The organism is Mycolicibacterium sp. XJ879 (assembly GCF_053483935.1).
The window spans coordinates 395,986-417,146 of sequence record NZ_JBEFTH010000004.1 but is presented as its reverse complement, the minus strand read 5'-3'; the positions used below and the strand labels follow the sequence as shown (position 1 = coordinate 417,146).

At 66.4% G+C, this 21,161-nt stretch carries 22 protein-coding genes; 11 read left to right on the top strand and 11 right to left on the bottom strand.

Annotated features, from left to right (window positions below; genetic code table 11):
• Positions 1–121 precede the first annotated feature (121 nt).
• Positions 122–1,549 carry an O-antigen ligase family protein gene (locus ABQF13_RS12565; RefSeq protein WP_448393066.1) on the top strand — a complete coding sequence of 476 codons (1,428 nt, stop codon included), beginning with the start codon at positions 122–124 and terminating at the stop codon, positions 1,547–1,549.
• Between the two features lie 6 nt (positions 1,550–1,555).
• Here the strand turns inward: ABQF13_RS12565 and ABQF13_RS12560 are convergent, their stop codons facing one another.
• Genes ABQF13_RS12560 through ABQF13_RS12550 form a run of 3 tightly spaced genes read right to left on the bottom strand, consistent with a single transcriptional unit; the run spans position 1,556 to position 5,010 of the window.
• On the bottom strand, positions 1,556–2,704 hold the full coding sequence (locus ABQF13_RS12560; protein ID WP_448393065.1) for a glycosyltransferase: 1,149 nt from the start codon (positions 2,702–2,704) through the stop codon (positions 1,556–1,558).
• On the bottom strand, positions 2,631–3,818 hold the full coding sequence (locus ABQF13_RS12555) for a polysaccharide biosynthesis protein (RefSeq protein ID WP_448393064.1): 1,188 nt from the start codon (positions 3,816–3,818) through the stop codon (positions 2,631–2,633). The genes ABQF13_RS12560 and ABQF13_RS12555 overlap by 74 nt, the downstream gene beginning before the upstream one ends.
• Positions 3,819–3,873: 55 nt before the next feature.
• Positions 3,874–5,010 (bottom strand): glycosyltransferase, encoded by a 1,137-nt coding sequence (locus ABQF13_RS12550; protein WP_448393063.1) that lies wholly within the window; start codon positions 5,008–5,010, stop codon positions 3,874–3,876.
• 107 nt (positions 5,011–5,117) lie between these two features.
• Between ABQF13_RS12550 and ABQF13_RS12545 the strand changes: the two genes are divergently transcribed.
• Positions 5,118–5,846: a hypothetical protein gene (locus ABQF13_RS12545; protein WP_448393062.1), complete on the top strand. Its 729-nt coding sequence runs from the start codon at positions 5,118–5,120 to the stop codon at positions 5,844–5,846.
• Here ABQF13_RS12545 and ABQF13_RS12540 read toward each other — a convergent pair.
• The 3 genes from ABQF13_RS12540 to ABQF13_RS12530 are packed head-to-tail and all read right to left on the bottom strand — an operon-like array spanning position 5,843 to position 8,361.
• Positions 5,843–6,526 (bottom strand): acyltransferase, encoded by a 684-nt coding sequence (locus tag ABQF13_RS12540; RefSeq protein ID WP_448393061.1) that lies wholly within the window; start codon positions 6,524–6,526, stop codon positions 5,843–5,845. The genes ABQF13_RS12545 and ABQF13_RS12540 overlap by 4 nt on opposite strands.
• A gap of 13 nt (positions 6,527–6,539) precedes the next feature.
• On the bottom strand, positions 6,540–7,220 hold the full coding sequence (locus tag ABQF13_RS12535) for an acyltransferase (RefSeq protein WP_448393060.1): 681 nt from the start codon (positions 7,218–7,220) through the stop codon (positions 6,540–6,542).
• A gap of 4 nt (positions 7,221–7,224) precedes the next feature.
• A complete protein-coding gene (locus ABQF13_RS12530) occupies positions 7,225–8,361 on the bottom strand; it encodes a glycosyltransferase (RefSeq protein ID WP_448393059.1) in 1,137 nt (378 codons plus the stop codon).
• A gap of 232 nt (positions 8,362–8,593) precedes the next feature.
• On the opposite strand from ABQF13_RS12530, the gene ABQF13_RS12525 reads away from it, so the two are divergent.
• The 4 genes from ABQF13_RS12525 to ABQF13_RS12510 are packed head-to-tail and all read left to right on the top strand — an operon-like array spanning position 8,594 to position 11,895.
• A complete protein-coding gene (locus tag ABQF13_RS12525) occupies positions 8,594–9,325 on the top strand; it encodes a class I SAM-dependent methyltransferase (protein WP_448393058.1) in 732 nt (243 codons plus the stop codon).
• Positions 9,326–9,359: 34 nt separating this feature from the next.
• The gene (locus ABQF13_RS12520) at positions 9,360–10,988 is read left to right on the top strand and encodes an acyl-CoA carboxylase subunit beta (RefSeq protein WP_448393057.1); all 1,629 of its coding nucleotides are present in this window, start codon (positions 9,360–9,362) and stop codon (positions 10,986–10,988) included.
• The gene (locus ABQF13_RS12515; RefSeq protein WP_448393056.1) at positions 10,985–11,254 is read left to right on the top strand and encodes an acyl-CoA carboxylase epsilon subunit; all 270 of its coding nucleotides are present in this window, start codon (positions 10,985–10,987) and stop codon (positions 11,252–11,254) included. Before ABQF13_RS12520 ends, ABQF13_RS12515 begins: the two co-directional genes overlap by 4 nt.
• Positions 11,251–11,895 (top strand): Maf family protein, encoded by a 645-nt coding sequence (locus tag ABQF13_RS12510; protein ID WP_448393055.1) that lies wholly within the window; start codon positions 11,251–11,253, stop codon positions 11,893–11,895. Before ABQF13_RS12515 ends, ABQF13_RS12510 begins: the two co-directional genes overlap by 4 nt.
• 125 nt (positions 11,896–12,020) lie before the next feature.
• Here the strand turns inward: ABQF13_RS12510 and ABQF13_RS12505 are convergent, their stop codons facing one another.
• The 3 genes from ABQF13_RS12505 to ABQF13_RS12495 form a co-directional block, all read right to left on the bottom strand.
• Positions 12,021–12,908, bottom strand: coding sequence for a type IV toxin-antitoxin system AbiEi family antitoxin (locus ABQF13_RS12505; RefSeq protein ID WP_448393054.1), 888 nt, complete (start codon positions 12,906–12,908; stop codon positions 12,021–12,023).
• A 164-nt stretch (positions 12,909–13,072) separates the two neighbouring features.
• Positions 13,073–14,053 (bottom strand): NAD-dependent epimerase/dehydratase family protein, encoded by a 981-nt coding sequence (locus ABQF13_RS12500; RefSeq protein ID WP_448393053.1) that lies wholly within the window; start codon positions 14,051–14,053, stop codon positions 13,073–13,075.
• Positions 14,046–15,395: a nucleotide sugar dehydrogenase gene (locus ABQF13_RS12495; RefSeq protein ID WP_448393052.1), complete on the bottom strand. Its 1,350-nt coding sequence runs from the start codon at positions 15,393–15,395 to the stop codon at positions 14,046–14,048. Before ABQF13_RS12495 ends, ABQF13_RS12500 begins: the two co-directional genes overlap by 8 nt.
• A 119-nt stretch (positions 15,396–15,514) precedes the next feature.
• Here ABQF13_RS12495 and ABQF13_RS12490 point away from each other — a divergent pair, with 119 nt between their 5' ends.
• The 4 genes from ABQF13_RS12490 to ABQF13_RS12475 all read left to right on the top strand — a co-directional run bounded on the left by ABQF13_RS12490 (position 15,515) and on the right by ABQF13_RS12475 (position 19,253).
• Positions 15,515–16,402 (top strand): sulfurtransferase, encoded by an 888-nt coding sequence (locus tag ABQF13_RS12490; protein WP_448393051.1) that lies wholly within the window; start codon positions 15,515–15,517, stop codon positions 16,400–16,402.
• The gene (locus ABQF13_RS12485) at positions 16,342–16,809 is read left to right on the top strand and encodes a SufE family protein (RefSeq protein ID WP_448393050.1); all 468 of its coding nucleotides are present in this window, start codon (positions 16,342–16,344) and stop codon (positions 16,807–16,809) included. The genes ABQF13_RS12490 and ABQF13_RS12485 overlap by 61 nt, the downstream gene beginning before the upstream one ends.
• 274 nt (positions 16,810–17,083) lie before the next feature.
• Entirely contained in the window at positions 17,084–18,889 is a 1,806-nt protein-coding gene (locus ABQF13_RS12480) for an acetyl/propionyl/methylcrotonyl-CoA carboxylase subunit alpha (RefSeq protein ID WP_448393049.1), read from the top strand.
• A 49-nt stretch (positions 18,890–18,938) separates the two neighbouring features.
• The gene (locus ABQF13_RS12475; protein WP_448393048.1) at positions 18,939–19,253 is read left to right on the top strand and encodes a hypothetical protein; all 315 of its coding nucleotides are present in this window, start codon (positions 18,939–18,941) and stop codon (positions 19,251–19,253) included.
• 4 nt (positions 19,254–19,257) lie between these two features.
• On the opposite strand, the gene ABQF13_RS12470 is transcribed toward ABQF13_RS12475, so the two are convergent.
• Complete coding sequence (locus ABQF13_RS12470; protein ID WP_448393047.1) at positions 19,258–19,791, bottom strand: nucleotidyltransferase family protein; 534 nt, start codon at positions 19,789–19,791, stop codon at positions 19,258–19,260.
• Between the two features lie 230 nt (positions 19,792–20,021).
• Between ABQF13_RS12470 and ABQF13_RS12465 the strand changes: the two genes are divergently transcribed.
• The gene (locus ABQF13_RS12465; protein WP_448393046.1) at positions 20,022–20,465 is read left to right on the top strand and encodes an STAS domain-containing protein; all 444 of its coding nucleotides are present in this window, start codon (positions 20,022–20,024) and stop codon (positions 20,463–20,465) included.
• Here ABQF13_RS12465 and ABQF13_RS12460 read toward each other — a convergent pair.
• Positions 20,436–21,158: an RNA polymerase sigma factor SigF gene (locus ABQF13_RS12460; protein ID WP_448393144.1), complete on the bottom strand. Its 723-nt coding sequence runs from the start codon at positions 21,156–21,158 to the stop codon at positions 20,436–20,438. The genes ABQF13_RS12465 and ABQF13_RS12460 overlap by 30 nt on opposite strands.
• Positions 21,159–21,161 lie beyond the last annotated feature (3 nt).

Below are 21,161 nucleotides of genomic sequence, written 5' to 3'. Positions count from 1 at the left end.
AGAAGCGCGCCGCAAACTAAAGATCAAACACGGACAGAGTAACGGTTGTGCGGCCGGACCGCCGCAATGCACCTGACCGGGCAGGCTGGTGTCCAGTCCGCGAAGCTGTCACCATAGTCCCGTGACGTGCCGCCCGGACCTGATCGGCAAATGCCTGCTCGCCGTGGTGGCGATCGCCATCTGCCCCCTCGTCGCGTGGCTTGCCGTCGGGCACGGGACGCTGGTGACGTACGGGGTTGTCGGCCTTATTGCGCTGGTCATCGCCGTATATATCGGTTTGCGCCATCCGTTGTGGCTGTTTTGGGCAACGGCGGCGGTAATCGGCGGACTGCCCTTCGGATACTTCCCCGGCGTCCACATTCCGCTGTACCTGTTATTCGCCGCCGGAGCGGTGCTGGCGGCCATCATCCATCCCACCCAGCGAACTCGACTCAGCACGCTCGAGACAGCGGTGATCGCGTTGCTGGTTGCATCGGCTTTGTCTGTTGTCGCCACCGGGGCCACCCTTCCGGCAATTTTGCTGTACGCGAAGTGGGGCATCGCAACGTCGGTGACAATCGCGTTGCTGAGAATGTCGCGCGAGAACCTCGCCCGGTTCGGAAGGATATTCGTCTACGCCGCATCAGCCAATGCCCTCGTCGGAATTGCCATGGCGACGGTGGACCAACAGCAGCGCCTGTTGAAGCCGCTGCAGATCTTCGGCTACGGCGTCGGCGCAGGGCTGCGCGAGCAGACGGCGTTGTACGTCTACTCCGACGAGGGCGCCACGATCGGCAGGACGTTGCGCCTGGGCGGGACGTGGGTGCTGCCCAACAGCGCCGGGCTGGCCCTGGCGACCGCGCTGATCATCTGCCTGGTCCTGTTCACCGGCTGGCGGCGCACCCTGATGTCCACCGTCATCGTGATGGCGCTGCTGCTCACGCTGAGCCGCAGCATGATCTTCTCGGTCGCGGTCGGGCTGCTGCTGGTGCTGCTGTCCCACAGCATGCGGGCCCGCGACCGCCAGATCGCGATGGGGATCATCGGTGTCGGCGCCGCGGCGGCCCTGCTGACCCCGATGATCCGGGACCGCATCTTGTCCACGTTCGCCGACGAGGACACCGGGCGCGAAGCCCGGGCGGACTCGATCGCCGAGTTCCCGAACCGCATGTCGGGCAACTGGCTGTTCGGGCTCGGCTGGGACCGACCCGAATTCCGCAGCGGCCAGTTGGCGCAGTCGCTCAACTACGTCTCGAACGCGCCGCTGTTGACGGTCTACCGCGGAGGCATCATCACCGGGCTGGTGTTCGTCGCCATCCTGGTGATCGGCGCGGTGATGGCCTACCGCGCGCTGCGCTCGCCGTCGTTGCCCCATGCCGTCTACGGCGGCGTGTTCATCGGTATCGCGGTGATCTCGGCGAACCTGCAGCAGTCGGTCGTCGATATGCCGCAGATGACGCTGACCTTCTCGATCCTGCTGGCGTTTCTGGTCTATGTCGATCAGACCAGACACGAGGCGCCGCCCGGCCGGGCAGCGGCTGTCGAGCCCGCGGCCGTCGCCGCAAGCTGACGACGTTCACTCGATCACCGGCTCGGCGCGCAGCAGCGCGGCCACCGCGCGGTGCGGTGTGCGCTGTTGCCAGCGCGCGCGGTTGACGTCGTAGAGCCGATCGCCGTCGGCCACCGCCGTGGGCTGGTCGAGAAGATAGCGCCGGCACTGCGCGACGAAGCTGTCGTCGTCGTCGTGGGTTTCAAGGCCGTACAGCGGCCCAAGGTCGCCGATTGCCGCGGTGGTACCCACCACCGGCAGACCCATTCTGATCGCGTCGAGAACCTTCACCCGCACCCCGCCACCGGTCTTGATGGGCGCCACCATCGCGCGGCAGGTGCCGAGGAACTCGGCCAGGTCGTCGACGAAGCCGAGGTCGCGCACACCGTCGGGGTAGACCGGATCGGGTGCGCCCGGCTTCTTCTTGCCGATCACCGCCAGTTCGGCGCCGGCGATGCCCGCGGCGATGTGCGGCCACAGCCGCAGCGCGTGCAGGAACGCCTCCTGGTTCGGCGGCCAGTCCCGCAGCCCCATGAAGACGAGCCGACGCGGCGTGTGCGCCACGTCGACCTGAGCTACCGGCGGCAGGGACACATCGAGCCAGCGGGCGCAGGCCACCCCGTTGGCGCGGTAGAACTCGGCGTCGGCCGCGTCGTAGGTGCCGACCGCGTCGGCGGCCCGCGCGACCCGCAGTTCGTCGCGGCGTAACCGGGGCGCCTCGATGCGGCCCAGCGCGCCGCGGCTCGCGCGCCACACCAGCGCCTCGGAGATGTTGGTGTTGACGACCAACCGGACGCGGCCGAACTTTGTGCTGCGCAGGAATGATTCGGCCATGTAACTGTGCTCGGCGACGAACACGTCGGCACCGCACGCATCGATGGCGGCGACCAGGTCGTCGGTGTCGAAACGGACGTGGACGAGGCTGCGCCGTTTGCGGATGGAATCGGCCAGCAGTTTCGCCGGCCGGATCGCCGGCTTCGGCAGCCGGGTCAGCGCATGGCCGCCGGGCAGCGTGGCCGGGCCCGTCTGCGCCGAAAGGCACAGCGCAGATACCTCGAACTCGTCGGCGGCCAGGCCCATGAGCAGCTGGCCCAGTTCGACGTCACCGGCCCGCTCCGTCACCGGGTCTTTCGACAGCAGGAATGTCACCTTCGTCTTCGGCCGGCCGCTTGCCATGCCGTCCCTTTCCGTAGATCGCCAGCGAGAAAATGGCCAACAGCGCCGCGTCGGCGGCCGACGTCGCAATCGCGGCGCCGACCGCGCCGAGATGCGCCAACATCGCCAACAACCCGAACTTCAGCGGCACCAACCCGATCACCGACGCCATCCGAACCATGTCGCGCCGCTGGGCATACAGCACGAACTGGAACACCATGATCACCGTGCGGAAGGCGCAGTAGGCCGACATGATGATCATCGCGATGGCCAGTTGTTGGGGCGCGGGCGAGATCAGCAACCCGATGCCGACGAGCAGCACCAGCAGCCCCCCGCCCGCGCCGAGCGCCACGGTCAGCTTCAGCGGCGGGCCGGTCGACAGGTCGCCGCCGCTGTCGCGCAGCGTCTGCGCGTAGGTGGTGCCGAACGCCTGGCCCACGTAGCAGACCGCAGAGGCGACCACCCAGGTCAGGTTGTAGTAGCCGACGACCGTGGTGTCGGTGAGCCAGCCCAGCAGCAATACGTCGCCGGCGAGGAAGGTTGAGGTGCCGAGCATCTCCCCGGCCAGCACCAGGATGGTCTGCGGCGGGCCCGGCAACTGCGGCCGGTGGCCGCGCACCGTGGCCGCCGCGAGCACCGCGATCACCACGTAGGGCACGCAGTAGGCCACGCTGGCGCCCAGCAGCGTCGGGTGCATGCCGACCAGCGGCGCACCGAACAGATAAGCGCAGCCCGCCAGCACGCTGCCGGCCTGTCTGCTGGTGTCGATCCGCGACGTCACGTGCGGGTCGCCCCGACGCATCGCGCGCGCCTTATAGGCCCCGACGATCAGCTCGCCGCCGGCTACCGTGACGCCGAACCAGACGATGTAGTTCAGCGGAAAGAAGATCTGGCCCAGCACCATCAGCGCCAGCCCGAGCAGATACCGGCCGGCGCGTTCGCGGACGAAGTCCTGCTCCGGTTCGCGCACCGAGCGCACCACATAGGGATTGCTCAGCGTCTGACCCAGCACCGACATCAGCGCGAAGCCCAGGCTGTACAAGCCGTAGTCGCTGATGCCCAGTTGATAGATCAGCGCCGCCGTCCACGCCAGGCCGGTGCCGCGCCCGCCATAGACGTAGAGCAGCGACACCACCGTCTTAGCGGATCGGCGGGGTGCGGCTTTGGGCTTAGATCCGGGAGTCGACAGGTCAGTGCCCCTCGTGGTGTCGGGCCAGCAGCTGCGACCAGGTCACCGCATAGGCCTGCGCGGTGGCCGCAGCAGAGCGCGCCTGGCGGGTTTTTTCCGCGTACTCCCCCAGCTCGGTGAGCCGCCCGGCGTCGCCGAGCAGCGCCCCGATCGCGCCGGCCAGGTCCGCTGCGACGGCGTCGCGGTCGGCGTCGGGGGTCGGGACGACGACGGCTGCGGATTTCTCGTCCAACTCGGCCAGTGAGCCGTAGGCGGTGCACACCACCGGCGTCCGGTACGCGGTGGCGTGCGCCACGACGCCCGACGCCGGGTACGTCTCGTCGTACCAGTGGCGTTTCCCGTAGGGCACCACGATGGCGCGCACCGAGCCGAAGAACGCGTCTTCGGCGGGGCCGTCGACGGCACCGAGGATCTCGATGCCGTCCACGCGCGGCAGTGATTCGGTGCCGCGGCCGGCGACCCGGATGGCGATGTCGTCGGGCAGCAGTTCGCGGATGCGCGCGACCTGCTCGAAGCCCTTACCTCGGTACACGTGGCCGAAGAACCCGACCGCGTTCGGGCGTTCCTGCACGGGGCGGATGACGGGCCGGTCGCGCACCAGGTGGGGCACGTACACCGCGGTGGTGTGCGGGTAGCGCTGCTCGATCGACCGACGGCCGGTCTCGGTGAGGGCGAACAACGTGCGCCGCCCGTTCACCATGCCTTCCACCTTGGTGGACAGCGGCCGCAGCGGGTAGTGCACGCCGTGGAAGATCAGCTTGCGGCTCAGCGTGGGGCCGAACATGAACTTGGTCGCCGCGGGCCACCACACCCCTTGCGGCGGGTCGTGGATGGTCGCGGTCACCGGGGTGCCCGGCAGGCCGGCGATGGCCCAGAACGGCGCCGCCCCGCCTGCGGCGAGTTCGGCGTGCACGAGCGTGCGGTCCGGCGCCTCGGCGACCGTCTCGGCGACGGCACGTCGATACCGGCGGATATCGCGCAGGGTGTCGCCGCCGGGGCCCCGCGTACGAATCTCGGCAACGTCGCGGAAGTGGGGTCTGACGGCGGTGACGAAGTCCTCGGCGTAGTCACCCACCGCGGTCTGACCTTCGGCAGCGCCGACGAAGACCAGCCGGTATTCGCGCAGGTTCGTCGTCACCTCGAATGCTCCCGTCGTTGATCGGAGCTAACGATACCCAAACGCCGATGGGGCGCCCGGTAAGGGCAATAGGAAGGCCTGTGCGCTGAGGTCGCAGCATTGCCGCCGTGTTATGCTACGCCACGTTTTTCGCCGTCTGGCAGGAGTACATCGTGGGCATAGCTGGAACCGCCAAATTCCTTGCGATACAACGTCTTAAGGGCTTTGACGTACCGGACACCCCGGTCTTCTACGGCACCGACGGCAGCTTCGCGAAGGGTACCGACTGGTTCATCGAAACGCTGCGCGCCTCCAAGCGTTATCTGGAATTCGGCACCGGCGGTTCGACTTATCTGGCAGCAAAGTTCGGAATTGAGTTCATCGCGGTCGACTCGGACCGGTTTTTCTTGAAAAGCGTGGAGAAAAAGATTCGCGATGACGGGCTGGCCCGGCCCGTCGGACAGAGCTTCCACTACGCCGATATCGGGCTGACCGCGCACTGGGGCCGCCCCATCGGGCCCGGCCTGAACTCACCCGGCCGGGTGGCGAAATTCCGCCGCTACTCGGATCTGCCTGCGGCCAGCTTCGTGGGCGGCCGGGCCCCCGACTTCGTTCTGGTCGACGGCCGGTTCCGGGTCGCCTGTGTGCTCAAGACCCTGCGCGCGCTGCGCCACGAGCGCGGCTGGACCATCGCGATGGACGACTACGGTGACCGCCCGCATTTCCATGTGGTGTCCGAGTTCGCCGAGATCGACCAGCTGGTCAACGGCCGGATGGCGGTCATCACCGCGGCCAAACCGGTCAGCGCGGAGTCGCTCGACGCGGCGATCCGCAAGTACGAAACCGAACTCGACTAGCCGAACAGCGGTCGGTAGTAGGCGCTGTACTGCAGCGCGTCGGGGTTGCGCTTGGCGATCAGCTTCGCCGGCACGCCGCCGACCACCTCGAGTTCGCCGATTTCCTTGTACTGGTTGACCAGCGCCTGCGCCGCCACGACGGCGCCGCGACGGATATGGCTGGGCAGGACCATCGCACGGCTGGCGATCCAGACGTAATCCTCGATCACGGTCGGCACCGGCACCGGTAGGAAGTCGGGATGGTTGATGTCGTGCCCGCCACCGATGATGTGGACGTCGCTGGCGATGGTGACGTTGTCGCCGATCCACAATCCGGCGCGGGCGTCGAGCAGGCACCGCTGCCCGATCGTGCTGTGGCGTCCGACGCGCAGGAACTCGGGATCGAGCACCTGCGTTGTGCGCATGATCGAGGACCCTTCGCCGATCGTGGCGCCCACCAACCGCAGGAACCCCAGCCGGACGGTGTGGGAGGGGATGTAGGTGACGAACATGTTGTACAGCAGTTGGGCAATCCGGTTGCGCGCCTTGCGCGCAAGGCCCATCGTCTGCATGCGGTAGTTCGCAAGCTTCCCGTCGGGTCCGACCTCCCATGACGGCGGTGGAGGCAGTTTGAGATCCGGTGCGGCCGCGAGTTTGCGTGCTACGTCGGCGGGGTCGGCTTTCGTCGGTTCTACGAACACTCAAGTACTCCTGTCAGAAGAACAGCGGACGGTAACTTGCGCTGTAGGCCAACGCATCCGGATCGCGCTTGCCGATCGGCTTGCCGGGGTTGCCGCCGACCACCGTCAGCTCGTCGATGTCCTTGACCACCAACGCATGTGCTGCCACCACGGCGCCGCGTTTGATGTGGCTGGGTAGCACCATGGCGCGGCTGGCGATCCACACGTGGTCCTCGACGACGGTCGGGTCGGGGCCGACGATCGGGAAGTCGGGATGGTTGATGTCGTGGCCGCCGGCCAGCAGCTGCACATCGCTGGCGATGGTCACGTTGTTGCCGAAGTAGATGCCCGAACGGCAGTCGAGCACACACCGCATGCCGATCGTGGTGTTCTCGCCGATCGCCAGATAGTGGATGTTTTGGATCTGGGTGCCCCGCATGATCGAGGAACCCTTGCCGATCTCGGCGCCGAACAGCCGCAACCAGGCCAGCCGGATGGTGTGCGACGGGATGTAGGTGATGACGATGTTGAAGGCCAGTTGCCCAACCCACCGGCGAAGCTTGTCGGCGAACGTGACGCCCTCGGTCTCCACGTCGACGATCCGGCCGTTCTCGTCGGTGATGTATTCGAACTGCGGGCTCATCTTGAGCGCGGGCGCGGCGGCGCGCTTCCGGGCGACGACCTCGGGGTCGATCTTCGTCGGTTCTAGACCCATCGCGTCACCCCTTGGCGGATGCCAGGTTGTCGACCGCGGCGTGCAGCTTTTCGGTGAAGACTTCCTCGGTGAACTGCTCGACGTGGCGGCGGATCTTGTCCGCGTCGAATCGGGTGGCTTCGAACCGGTTCAATGTCTCGGCGATCGCGGCGGGCTCCGGCTTGTCGAAGTACATCCCAGTGACGCCCTCGTCGATGGTGTCCAGGAAGCCGCCGAAGCGCAGCGCCACGCTCGGACGGCCCCACACGCCGGCCTCGATGGGCGTCAACCCGTAGTCCTCGTAACTGGCAGCAAGCAGCGCCCGGCAGTTCTTGTAGAGCCAGGCCATCTGGCCGTCGGTGAGGTCGGACAGCATGGTCACATTCGCGGTCTTGATGCCGCGCAACCGCTCGGCGTCGGGGCCCTTACCGACCACGACGAGCCGGCGGTCGGTTCCGGCGAAGGCACGCACGATCACGTCGACGTTCTTGTAGGGCAGCAGCCGGGAGACGACCAGGTAGAACCCGTCCTCGGTGACATCGAGCCCGGGGATCGGTTCAGGGTTCATCGACTGCGACATCGCCACAGGGGCGAACATCACGTCGGAGTCGATGCCGTAGATGTCGGCGATGCGGTTCTGGATCAGCGTCGAGATCGCGTAGTACTTGTCGGCCGCCAGCGCCTGGCGGCGGTCCCACGCCTTGAGGTACGGCTTGGACAGCGCTAACCCGGCGCGTTTGATCAGGCCGCTGTCGTCGCCGAGGTACTTGTCGGACAGATACAGCCACCGCGCCGGTGAGTAGCAGTAAATGAGCTTGCGGCCGTTGGTGCGAAATCCGTGCGCCCACCCGCTGGTGCTCGTCAGCACGATGTCGGCGTCCACGAACACCGACCGCGCGATCTGGGGGTACAGCGGCAGGGCCGCGCGGTGATACTTGCGCAGCGGCCCGAAGCGGTTGTAGGGCGACACCCGGACGTCGCAGTCCGCAAACTCCGGGTAGGTGCTTTGCGGCTCGTAGAGCATCGTGTAGATCGGTGCCTCGGGGAACGCCTTGGCCATCGACAGGACGATCTTCTCGGCTCCCCCGAGTTGGGTCAGGTAATCGTGCGCAATCGCTACCTTCGGACCGTCGATTCCGTCGTATTTGCGGGCTGGTTGCACGCTGATAATCCTCTCACGAGGCTCCGTCGCCTGTTTGCCAGATGTTTGGTTGAATGGTTGCTCTGCTTCCGCGGGGACTATAGAACCGCAAATACGGCCCCGTGACAAGCGGGAGTTTGGAATTTGCTGATCGGCCCTCCTTGGTGGGAACCTGCGGCAGGTATGCTTTGCCGAGCCGCCGCCCGAAAAGTACCGGAGTAAACGCATGAATAACGAAGGCGTCAATTTAACGGTGTCCCCCGCCGGTAGCCGTGTTAGCTACCGGGATATCGAAACGCTGTGGAAAGGCTACGACGAATACGTCCGTGAGCTGGCGTTGCGTGAGGGTGCGCAAAACATCGCCGAGCTGGGCGGCGGTGCCAACCCGGTGCTGGCCGACAACGAGCGCTGGGGGTTCGCCTCGCACCGCATCGTCGTCGACATATCGGCCGAGGAGCTAGCGAAGGCCGGCGGCGACGTGGAGACGCGGGTGCTGGATTTGTGCCAGCCCGTACGCGACGGCCGCGAGATGTACGACATCGTGTTCTCCAAGATGCTGTGCGAGCACGTGCCCGACGGGCGGGCGTTTCACCGCAACTGCTTCGATCTGCTGCGCCCCGGCGGTCTGGCCGTGCATTACTTTCCGACGCTGTACACGCTGCCGTTCGTGCTGAACCGGCTCATCCCCGAACATGCTGCGCGCACACTGCTGCGCAAGATCCAGCCCGGTCGCATCGACGACCCCAAACACGAAAAGTTCCCCGCCTACTACCACTGGACCACCGGGCCCACCAAGCGGGCGATCCGCCGCTTCGAGAGCGTGGGCTTCGAGCTCGAGCAGTGGCACGGCGCCTTCGGCCATCACTACTATCACCTGGTCAAACCGCTGGACGCGCTGGAGCAGGCCAAGTCACGGTTCCTGCTCAAACACCCGGTGCCCGCGTTGACCAGCTTCGCCGTGGTCGCGCTGCGCAAGCCTGCTTAAGGAGACATTAAGGAACCCGGTAGCATCGGGCACCATGACTAGCGTTACCGAACCGGGCGAAACGCACGAGATCGATATCCACACCACCGCCGGCAAGCTCGCCGATCTGCGCAGGCGCGAGGAGGAGACGCTGCACCCGGTGGGTGAGGCGGCGGTGGAGAAGATTCACGCCAAGGGCAAATTGACTGCCCGCGAACGCATTCTGGCGCTTCTCGACGAGGGATCGTTCGTCGAACTCGACGCACTGGCGCGGCACCGCAGCAAGAACTTCGGGCTGGACAGCAAGCGTCCGCTCGGTGACGGCGTGGTGACCGGCTACGGCACCATCGACGGCCGCGAGGTGTGCATCTTCAGCCAGGATGCCTCGGTGTTCGGCGGTAGCCTCGGCGAGGTCTACGGCGAGAAGATCGTCAAGGTCCAGGAGCTGGCCATCAAGACCGGCCGCCCGCTGATCGGCATCAATGACGGCGCCGGCGCACGCATCCAGGAGGGCGTCGTCTCGCTGGGCCTGTACAGCCGGATCTTCTACAACAACATCAAGGCTTCCGGCGTCATCCCGCAGATCTCGCTGATCATGGGCGCCGCCGCGGGCGGGCACGTGTACTCCCCCGCGCTCACCGACTTCGTGATCATGGTCGACCAGACCAGCCAGATGTTCATCACCGGCCCCGACGTCATCAAGACCGTCACCGGTGAGGACGTCACGATGGAGGAGCTCGGCGGCGCGCACACCCACATGTCGAAGTCGGGCACCGCGCACTATGTCGCCTCCGGTGAGCAGGACGCCTTCGACTACGTTCGCGACCTGCTGAGCTACCTGCCGTCCAACAACTACGCCGACCCACCGCGCTACCCGGCCCCGGTGCCTGAGGGCGCGATCGAGGACAACCTCGTCGACGAGGACCTCGAGCTGGACACGCTGATCCCGGACTCGCCGAACCAGCCCTACGACATGCACACGGTGATCACCAGGATCCTCGACGACGACGAGTTCCTCGAGATCCAGTCGGACTACGCGACCAACATCGTCGTCGGGTACGGCCGCGTCGAGGGTCGTCCGGTGGGCATCGTCGCCAACCAGCCCACCCAGTTCGCCGGCTGTCTGGACATCAACGCCTCCGAGAAGGCCGCTCGCTTCATCCGGACCTGCGACTGTTTCAACATCCCGATCGTGATGCTGGTTGACGTGCCGGGCTTCCTGCCGGGCACCGGCCAGGAATACAACGGCATCATCCGCCGCGGCGCCAAGCTGCTCTACGCCTACGGTGAGGCCACCGTGGCCAAGATCACGGTGATCACCCGCAAGGCCTACGGCGGCGCCTACTGCGTGATGGGGTCCAAGGACATGGGCGCCGACGTCTGCGTGGCCTGGCCGACGGCGCAGATCGCGGTGATGGGCGCGTCGGGCGCGGTCGGCTTCGTCTACCGCCAGGAGCTCAGTCAAGCAGCGAAGGACGGCGCCGACGTTGAGGCGCTGCGCTTACAGCTGCAACAGCAGTACGAGGACACGTTGGTCAACCCGTACATCGCCGCCGAACGCGGCTACGTCGACGCGGTGATCCCGCCGTCGCACACCCGCGGTTACGTGGGCACCGCGCTGCGGCTGCTGGAGCGCAAGATCAGCCAGGTGCCGCCGAAGAAGCACGGGAATATTCCACTGTGAGCGGGGCGAACAATTCAGCCGCTGTGAGCGGGGCTGTGGTTGAGGATCCGCACGCGCACGAGGCGCACATCCAAGTGGTGTCCGGGCACCCGACCGCCGAGGAGCTCGCGGCGCTGCTCGCCGTGTTCGCCGCCGCGTCGGGGACTCCGGAAGAGCCGCGCGAGCAGGAGCAGAACTTGTGGGGTCATCCCGTTGACCGGCTGCGCTACTCGTCGTTCAGCTGGCAGCGGGTGACGTTGGTGGAACGGACCCACATGCGCCGATGACGCGGGTGGTCCTCGCGTCGGCATCGCCGGGCCGCCGAAAGGTATTGCGGCAGGCCGGAATAGATCCGCTCGTCATCGTCTCCGGCGTCGACGAGGACGCTGTGCTCGCAGGGCTTGATCCCGCGGCCACGCCGTCGGAGATCACGGCGGCGCTGGCGGCGGCCAAAGCCGAGGCGGTCCTCGGCGGGCTGGATTCGGCTGTGTCGGCCGATTGCGTGGTCATCGGCTGCGATTCGATGCTCTACCGCGACGGGGCGCTCGTCGGTAAGCCCGCGACAGCCGCGGCAGCACGCGCCGGCTGGCAGCAGATGGGCGGCACGTCCGGTGAGCTGTACACCGGTCACTGCGTTATCCGGTTACGGGACAACGCTGTTGCGTATCAGTGCGCCGACAGCATGGCCACCACGGTGCACTTCGGGGTGCCGTCTGCTGATGAGCTCGACGCCTACGTCGCCACCGGTGAGCCGACCGCGGTGGCCGGCGGTTTCACCATCGACGGGCTGGGCGGCTGGTTCATCGAAGGGGTCGACGGTGACCCGTCGTCGGTGGTCGGCATCGGCCTGCCGTTGACCCGTCGTCTGTTGCGTGAGGCGGGGTTGTCGATCGCCGACCTTTGGGCCGCCAACCCGGTCACCCCTTGAGCGCGAGCAGCGCGAGCAGCGCTAGCAGCGCGAGCAGCGCTAGCAGCGCGAGCAGCGCGCGCGAGCAGACACAAACTCGCACTCAACTACCAAGTTTTGTGTGATTTCGCGTCTGCTCGCGGGGGTTAACTGGCCGCCGCGGAACGCGACAGGTGGGACCGGAGGCGATCGGCGAGCCGCCACGGCTCACGTCTGACGTCGTCAACGGTGATCGGGACCATCGTCCAGTCCACCTCTTGCACACCGGCGTACCTCTTCTTGTCCCTGAGCATCTCGAGCCTGCCAGCGTGCCAGTCGACGCTCTCGTACTCCGCGACCACACGCTGTTTCGGCCAGGCGAAATCGACGCGGTACACCGTGCCGTCGAGGCCGACGATTTCGTACTGCAACTCAGGCATCGGCAGCCCGTAATCGATCATCACCAGGCGTGCCTCGCTTTCCATCGCCGACTCTGCGCGGCCGTCGACGTGCGGCAGCAGCTCTCGCACCTGAACAATCCCGCGGCGGCCCTTCTGTTCACGCACAGCGTCCTCGAGTTGTGCAGGCGTGCAGGCGTTTACATGAAGCACGGCGTCGAGAGTGGCGAGCGCTCGGGGCCTGCGCAGTTGCCGCGCGACCTCCACAGCGGTCCAGGCGGGTGCCGTCGCCAGCCGGCCGGCGATCCGTTGTAGTGGCGCGCCCACACGCTGGTGGACCATCAAACCGGTCGTCGGCCGCATCCGCACACCTGGGTCGAGCACGTGCACCCTTTTGGTGTCCTGCACATCGAAGCGATACAGGCTTGCGGCCGTGCCCATACACGCGACCGCAGGTTGGCCCATCAAAAGATCCAACGCCGCTAATCGACCGTGCAGGTCGGGTTCAGCCGTGCTGTATATCCCCCGCCACACCCGAACGAGTTCGCCGTTGCGAACCATTACGTCGAGCTGCTGACGGGTCATGACCGTCAGCAACTGTCCGGTCGTTGCGATTCCGCCGTGTTCATCGAGAAGGGTCAGGGCAGCCGCGTTCATGCCGAAATCATCAAAGGCCTACGGGTCGAGAACCTGCGGCCGCAGGCCAATCTGGGGATGAAAACGCCGTTGTGGATAACGCCTCTCTCGGCGAGCAGACACAAACTCGCACTCGCGGGCCGATTGTTATGCGAGTTTGCGTCTGCTCGCGCCATAAAGGAGAGCTACATCAGGTCGTTGGGCGGCACATCGCGGCGGTGCGCGCGATACCAGTCGACGGTGCGCATCAACCCATCGTCGAGACCGACTTTTGGCGCCCACCCGAGCGCGCGCATCTTGGCGATATCGGGGCAGCGGCGCAACGTGGCGCCCTCGGGGGCCTCGCCGGGTTTGATGTCCAGCTCCACGCCGACGATCCCGGCGATCCTGGTGGCGAGCTCGCGGATCGTGAGTTCCTCGTCGTTGCCGATGTGGTAGATCTCGCGGTGCGCGCCATGCTCATACATGGTGAGGATGCCGTCGACGCAGTCGTCGACGTAGAGAAACGAGCGTGTCTCGGTGCCGTCGCCCTGGATCGGCAGCACGCTGTCACCGGCCTCCTGGGCGTCCAGTGACCGCAAAATCAGCTGCGGCTCAACATGTTTGAAACCCATATCGGGACCGTAGACGTTGTGCGGCCGGAAGACCTGCACCTTGCGGTAGTGCTCCTGGCCATAGTTGAACGCGATGAGCTCGCTGACGATCTTGGAGCCGCCGTACGAGTAGCGCGGGTTGAGGCTGTCGGGCAGCATCAGCGGAACCGTCTCCGGCGTGGGAATCACCGGTGGCGTCTGGTACACCTCGGCCGTCGACGCCACTACGAGGTCCGGCACCCCGACGTTGCGACCGGCGTTGCTCACCGCCAGCGCACCGCGCAGACCCATGTCGAGCACCAGTTCCGGTCTGGTATAGAAGTTTTCGGTGCCGTTGATGGCGGCCAGGTGCATCACCACGTCGGCGCCCTTGAACGCCCGCTCCAACGCATCCTGGTCGCGCACGTCGTTGGTGAACAGTTCGACGTCGTCGGCGACGTCGCCAAGGCGTCCCGCGTCGCCGCGCACCATCGAGTCGACGACGGCCACGTTCCAGCCGTCGACGACCATCCGCCGCGCCAGGTATGCCCCGATGAAGCCGCACCCGCCGGTGATCACCACGCGGTCAGGCATCGCACACCACGCGTCCACTCTTGCCGACGGCGAAGTAGGAGTCACCCAGTTCGGACTCCGGCAGGTGGCTGAAATGGTTCCAGTAGTCGAAGACGAACCCGTTCGGTTTGATGAACTCGCTGATGGTGCGTGGCGAGATGGTGCCGAGCGACGGGTGGTTGTTGCCGATCACCACCACCGACGCGCCGCTGACCGCGTCGCCGAACCGATCGAAAACGGCCTCGTCGGGAAACTCGGCCGCCAGCAGACCGGTCGGCGTGACGGGGTCGTAGATGCAGATTTCGGCTCCGGGATGGGCCTTCTTGAGCGCGTCGAGCACCCTGATCGACATCGATCCGCGCAGGTCGCTGGTCTCCGGCGACCCCTTGAACGCCATGCCGAGCAAGCTGATCTTCATCGGCGCCGACGCCTGCAGACCGCGCCGTTCGATCTCGCTGCTGATGAAGCGCACCGTCTCCTCCGGCTGGCGTTCGTTGACCATCCGGCCCGCTTTGGTGATCTCCAGATCGAGGCCGCGGGTGCGCGCGCTTTCCATCAGGATGTGCGGGTCCTTCTCCAGGCACGGCCCGCCGACCAGACCCGGCAGCGGGATGTTGGTGCGGTTGTAGCCGAGCTTGCCCGACGAGATGACCTCGTGCGCGCTGACGCCGAACGCGTCGCACACCCGGGCCACCTCGTTGGCGAAGGCGAACTGCACATCGCGGTAGGTGTTGCTGACCAGTTTCATGATCTCGGCCGTCTCGATATCGGACACCAGGACGATGGATTTCGTTAGCCGGCGAAATACCGCGGCCGCCCGGTCAGCCACCTCGGAATTGTCGGCACCGACAATTTGCGGCAATTCGCGCAATTCCGATAGTGCCCGGCCTTCCAGCGTCCGTTCCGGACACATTGCGATATCGAATTGCTTGCCGCTGGCCGCCAGGATCGGCGCGACGACCTGGCGGGTGGTGCCGATCTTGACCGTCGAGCGCAGGATCACCAGGGCGCCGTCGCGCATATTCTCGGCAATGTCGCGCGCGGCGGACTCGATCATGTCGATCTGCGCCACACCCGCCGCCGAAAGCGGTGTGCCGACCGTAATGATGTATGTATCACAGGTAAAGCTGTTGTCGAACCGCTCGGTGGCCACCAGCTTCTTGAACCTGGTCACACCGTCCAGTGCGTCGGGCAGACCGGTTTCGGTGAAGTGCGGTGTGCCCTCGTTGGTCATCGCCACCAGTTCGGGCCGCTTCTCCACCCCGATCACCGAGTAGCCGGCTTCGGCGAGCACCGTGGCCAAGGTCAGCCCCACATAACCCAGTCCGACTATTCCAATGTCGTAATTTGCTGGCTCAGGCATATTTCCTCGAGTTTGTTGAATGCAACGACCCCGACACGAGTGCACACAATACTTTGCCAGAGTTCTTTTTGCACGGCGGGTACATGCCACGCGCCCTGGCGGCTGGGTAGGCTCTGACTGTGCCTCTGCCACCCGATCCAGATCCCGCCCTGCAGGCGTACGCCCATCCGGAACGCCTGGTGACCGCTGATTGGTTGTCGGCCAACCTCGGCCGGCCGGGCTTAGCCATCGTCGAATCCGATGAGGATGTGCTGCTCTACGACACCGGCCATATCCCCGGCGCCGTCAAGATTGACTGGCATACCGACCTCAACGATCCGCACGTGCGCGACTACATCAACGGCGAGCAGTTCGCTGACCTGATGAACCGCAAGGGGATATCCCGCGACGACACCATCGTGGTCTACGGCGACAAGAGCAACTGGTGGGCCGCCTATGCGATGTGGGTGTTCACCCTGTTCGGCCACCCTGATGTCCGGCTGCTCAACGGCGGACGCGATTTGTGGATCTCCGACGGCCGCGAAACCACCCTCGCGGTGCCCAGCACGCAGTCCACCGGCTATCCCGTCGTCGACCGCAACGACGCACCGATCCGCGCCTACAAGGAAGACGTGCTGGCCATCCTCGGCGAAGAGCCGCTCATCGACGTGCGTTCACCGCAGGAGTACACCGGCGAGCGCACGCACATGCCGGACTATCCCGAGGAGGGCGCGCTGCGCGGCGGCCACATCCCCACCGCCAAGTCGATCCCGTGGGCCAAGGCGGCCGACGACAGCGGCCGGTTCCGCAGCCGCGCCGAACTCGAGGAGCTCTACGGCTTCGTGCAGCCCGACGATAGGACGGTGGTGTACTGCCGCATCGGTGAGCGCTCCAGCCACACCTGGTTCGTGCTGACCCATCTGCTCGGCCTGCCCGATGTGCGCAACTACGACGGCTCGTGGACGGAATGGGGCAACGCGGTGCGCGTGCCCGTCGCGGTCGGGGAAGAGCCAGGCGAAGCGCCGTGAGCATGCCGACCCCCTTAGCCGAGGTGGTGTCGGATTTTGCCGAGGTGCAGGGGCAGGACAAGCTGCAACTGCTCCTCGAGTTCGCCATGGAGCTTCCAGCACTGCCCGCCCATCTCGAAGAGGCCGCGATGGAGCCGGTGCCCGAATGCCAGTCGCCGTTGTTCCTGCATGTCGATGCCCAGGACCGCGAACACGTCCGGCTGTACTTCAGCGCGCCGGCCGAAGCCCCGACCACGCGCGGGTTCGCCGCGATCCTGGCCGCCGGGCTCGACGACCAACCCGCCGACGAGATCCTGGCCGTGCCCGACGACTTCTATTCCGAACTTGGGTTGGCCGCGTTGATCAGCCCGCTGCGGCTGCGCGGCATCTCGGCGATGCTGGCCCGCATCAAACGCCGGCTGCGCTAGCTCCACGGGAGCTGGGGCTTTGGGAAAAGTCCCGCGGTGCAAGTTCTTTCGTCGAACGGGCGAGCTGACCCGTTGACTCTGCGGTGACGGCTCGTGCAGCCGCACTATCGCGCCCTGGGCGCAGAGTCAAGAAATTGCGAGTCGACTGCTCAGCGGCCGGATGCCTGTGGAGACTTTCCGGCACCGCGTCATCAGGTGCCCCGCATCGCCCCTTAAACTGCCCCGGGATAGATTCTTAAAGACGTTTCTTAGAGATATGCCGTCAGGAGGCCACGTGGCAAGTCACGCCAGCTCAAAGATCTCCAAGGTGCTCGTCGCCAACCGTGGGGAGATCGCGGTCCGGGTCATCCGGGCGGCCAGGGATGCGGGGCTGCAGAGCGTGGCCGTGTACGCCGAACCCGACGCCGACGCACCGCACGTACGACTCGCCGACGAAGCGTTCGCGCTCGGCGGGCAGACCTCCGCGGAGTCCTACCTCGACTTCGCCAAGCTGCTCGATGCCGCCGCGAAGTCGGGCGCCAACGCGATCCACCCGGGCTACGGGTTCCTGTCGGAGAACGCCGACTTCGCCCAGGCCGTCCTGGACGCCGGGTTGATCTGGATCGGCCCGAGCCCGCAGTCCATCCGCGACCTCGGCGACAAGGTCACCGCGCGGCACATCGCGGCGCGGGCCCAGGCGCCGCTGGTGCCCGGCACCTCGGATCCGGTGAAGGACGCCGACGAAGTGGTGGCCTTCGCCAAGGAGTACGGCGTGCCGATCGCCATCAAGGCGGCGTTCGGTGGCGGCGGCCGCGGTATGAAGGTGGCCCGCACCATCGAAGAGATCCCCGAGCTCTACGACTCGGCGGTGCGCGAGGCCACCGCGGCGTTCGGGCGCGGCGAGTGCTTCGTCGAGCGCTATCTGGACAAGCCACGTCACGTCGAGGCCCAGGTCATCGCCGATCAGCACGGCAACGTCGTCGTCGCGGGCACCCGCGACTGCTCGCTGCAGCGCCGGTTCCAGAAGCTGGTGGAAGAAGCGCCGGCGCCCTTCCTCACCGATGCGCAGCGCAAGGAGATCCACGAGTCGGCCAAGCGCATCTGCAAGGAGGCCGGCTACTACGGCGCGGGCACCGTCGAGTACCTGGTCGGCCAGGACGGGCTGATCTCCTTCCTCGAGGTCAATACCCGTCTGCAGGTCGAGCACCCGGTGACCGAGGAGACTTCGGGTATCGACCTGGTGCGCCAGCAGTTCCTGATCGCCAACGGCGACGCACTCGAGATCACCGAGGACCCGACCCCGCGCGGCCACTCCATCGAGTTCCGCATCAACGGCGAGGACGCCGGCCGCGGTTTCCTGCCCGCGCCCGGCCCGGTGACCAAGTTCGAGGCTCCACAGGGCCCCGGTGTGCGGTTGGACTCCGGCGTGGAAACCGGCTCGGTGATCGGCGGACAGTTCGACTCGATGCTGGCCAAGCTGATCGTCACCGGCGCCAACCGCCAAGAGGCGCTCGAGCGGTCGCGCCGCGCCCTTGCAGAGTTCACGGTCGAGGGCCTGGCCACCGTCATCCCGTTCCACCGCGCCGTGGTGTCCGATCCGGCGTTCATCGGCGACGACTCAGCTGGTTCGGCTGGTTTCACCGTGCACACCCGCTGGATCGAGACCGAGTGGGACAACACCATCGAGCCGTTCACCGGCGGTGACCCGATCGAAGAGGAAGACACCATCCCGCGGCAGACCGTCGTCGTCGAGGTGGGCGGGCGTCGGCTCGAGGTGTCGCTGCCCGGTGACCTGGCGATCGGCGGTGGCGGCGCAGCGGGCGGCAACATCGTGCGTAAGAAGCCCAAGCCGCGCAAGCGTGGCTCCAACGCCGGTGCGGCCGCCTCCGGCGACGCCGTGACGGCGCCGATGCAGGGCACCGTGGTGAAGGTGGCCGTCGAGGAGGGCCAGCAGGTCGCCGCCGGTGACCTGGTCGTGGTGCTCGAGGCGATGAAGATGGAAAACCCCGTCACCGCGCACAAGGAAGGCACCATCACCGGGCTCGCGGTGGAGGCCGGAGCGGCCATCACCCAGGGCACGGTTCTCGCCGAAATCAAGTGATTCCGGTGCGCGAACCAGCGCTGACCGAGCGTTAGCGCACCGAAATCGCATGGAGCCCGTCGAGATCAACGCAGGCGCGTGGTATCTGCGCGCCTTGCGCGCCGACGACCGCATCGACGATCGGCCTGCGCTGGCCGAGTTGGGTGCGACGGACACCGACTACGTCGAGACGCGGGCCGCGCAGTGGGCGGACGACACCACGTATTCGTGGGCGGTGTGCGAACCGACGACCGGTGAGATGCTCGCGGAGGTGACGCTGTCCCCCGCCACCGGGCACATTGGTCTGCGGGCACGCGCGGGCCATGCCGGCGCCGCGCAAGCCGCCGGCGACGCGGTGCGGCGGTTCGCCGAAGCGCTGGGGTGACCCGCTATCTGACGTCGATGTCGGTTCCGGTCGCGAGGTCCTCGCACGGTACGGCGACGACGTCGTCGCGCTGCGCCAGAAACGGCCGCGCGCCCTCGTCGCCGTGCAGCCGCTCGAGCAGCGGCGCCCAGTGTCTGCGGGCGAGCACGACGGGGTGACCGGGCGTGTCGGCGTAATGTGCCCGCGCCAGACCGGACGCCGACCGACGCGCCGCTGCGAGTACCCGCGACACGACGGCGGCGCCGATATCGGGCGTGTCGACGGTGAGCACCACCGCGTAGTCGGCGTCGACCGCGGTCAGACCGGCGCGCAGCGAGGACGACAGGCCGGTCGCCCAGTTCTCGGCGATCACCGCGCGGGCAGGTGCGGGCACATCGACGACGGCCGCGCCCAGCACCACCACCACGTCGTCGCATCCTCCGCGGTGCAGCGCAGAAACCGCCGATACCAGCCAATGACCTTGTGCCGCAAGGACTTTCGGCATTCCATAGCGGCTGCCCGCCCCGGCGGCCAGCAACACGCCTGCGGTGGTCGTCATCGGGCCTCTCAGATTCACGATGCTGTGAGCTGCGATTATAAGAAGACTGCGTCTGCAATTGTGCGTTAGGTGTCTACAGCGTAGGGTTCGAGACAGGTTGAGTTCACAGCCGAGCTGGGAACGTCATCGACGTGCAGGACAGAGCTTCCTGCATTCAGGCTTTGAGCTCGCAGGGTCTACTTGTTTTGACGTGAACCACAGTCCCGAAATCCGACTGATGGAGTCACACAATGTCTACTGTTTCTGATACCTCATCCGCTTCGCCGAGAGCCTCCGCCGATTCGGTCCAATGCCACACCGCGCAGTTCAGCACCCGGTGGTTGAAGCCCGACACCGCGGTTATCGCAGTGAACGGCGAGATCGACGCGGCGAACTCCCGAGAGTTCGTCGACTACGCGCTGCGCCACGCCGGCCAGACCCGCCGGCTGATACTGGATCTGTCCGGTGTCGAGTTCTTCGGCACGGCAGGGTTTTCCGCGCTGCATACCTTCAACGTGCGCTGTGTGGGCGCGCGTATCGAGTGGGCGCTGACAGCGGGTGCCGGGGTGGCCCGGATCCTGACTATTTGCGACCCCGACTGGCAGCTGCCGATGTACTCGAGTGTCGACGAAGCGTTGTCGGCAGTGCAGGGTCAATCGCCGCCGCTACTGCAGCTGGTCCCGAAGTCGCGCTAGGGATTTCGCCAGCAGCCTCGAAACGTGCATCTGGGAGATGCCCACTCGCTCGGCGATCTGGGTCTGGGTGAGCGACTCGAAGAACCGCAGTACCAGCACGGTCCTTTCCCGCTCTGGTAACGCAGCGAGCAACGGCCGCAAGGCTTCTCGGTTCTCGATCTGATCGAGGCCGAAGTCGACGTCGCCGAGCGTGTCGGCGATGGCGGGGGCGTCGTCATTGGCGCTCCCGCCGCTGTCGATCGACAGCGTGTTGTAGGAGCTGCCGGCCACCAGGCCCTCGACGACCTCGTCGCGGTCCATGTCCAGTTCGGCGGCCAACTCCGAGGCGGTCGGTGCGCGGCCGAGCCGCTGTGACAGTTCGGCGGTAGCCGCGCCAAGCCGCAGATGCAGTTCCTTGAGCCGGCGGGGCACCTTGACCGACCAGCTGTTGTCGCGGAAATGCCGCCGGACCTCACCCATGATCGTCGGCACCGCGAACGACACGAAGTCCGAACCCGCCTCGACGTCGAAGCGGATCACCGCGTTCACCAACCCGACCCGGGCCACCTGCACCAGGTCTTCACGCGGCTCACCACGCCCGTCGAAGCGTCTGGCGATATGGTCGGCCAGCGGCAGGCAGCGCTCGACGATGCGGTCGCGCTGCCGCTGGAATTTCGCCGAGCCTTCCGGAACGGCCTTCAACTCGCGGAACATGTC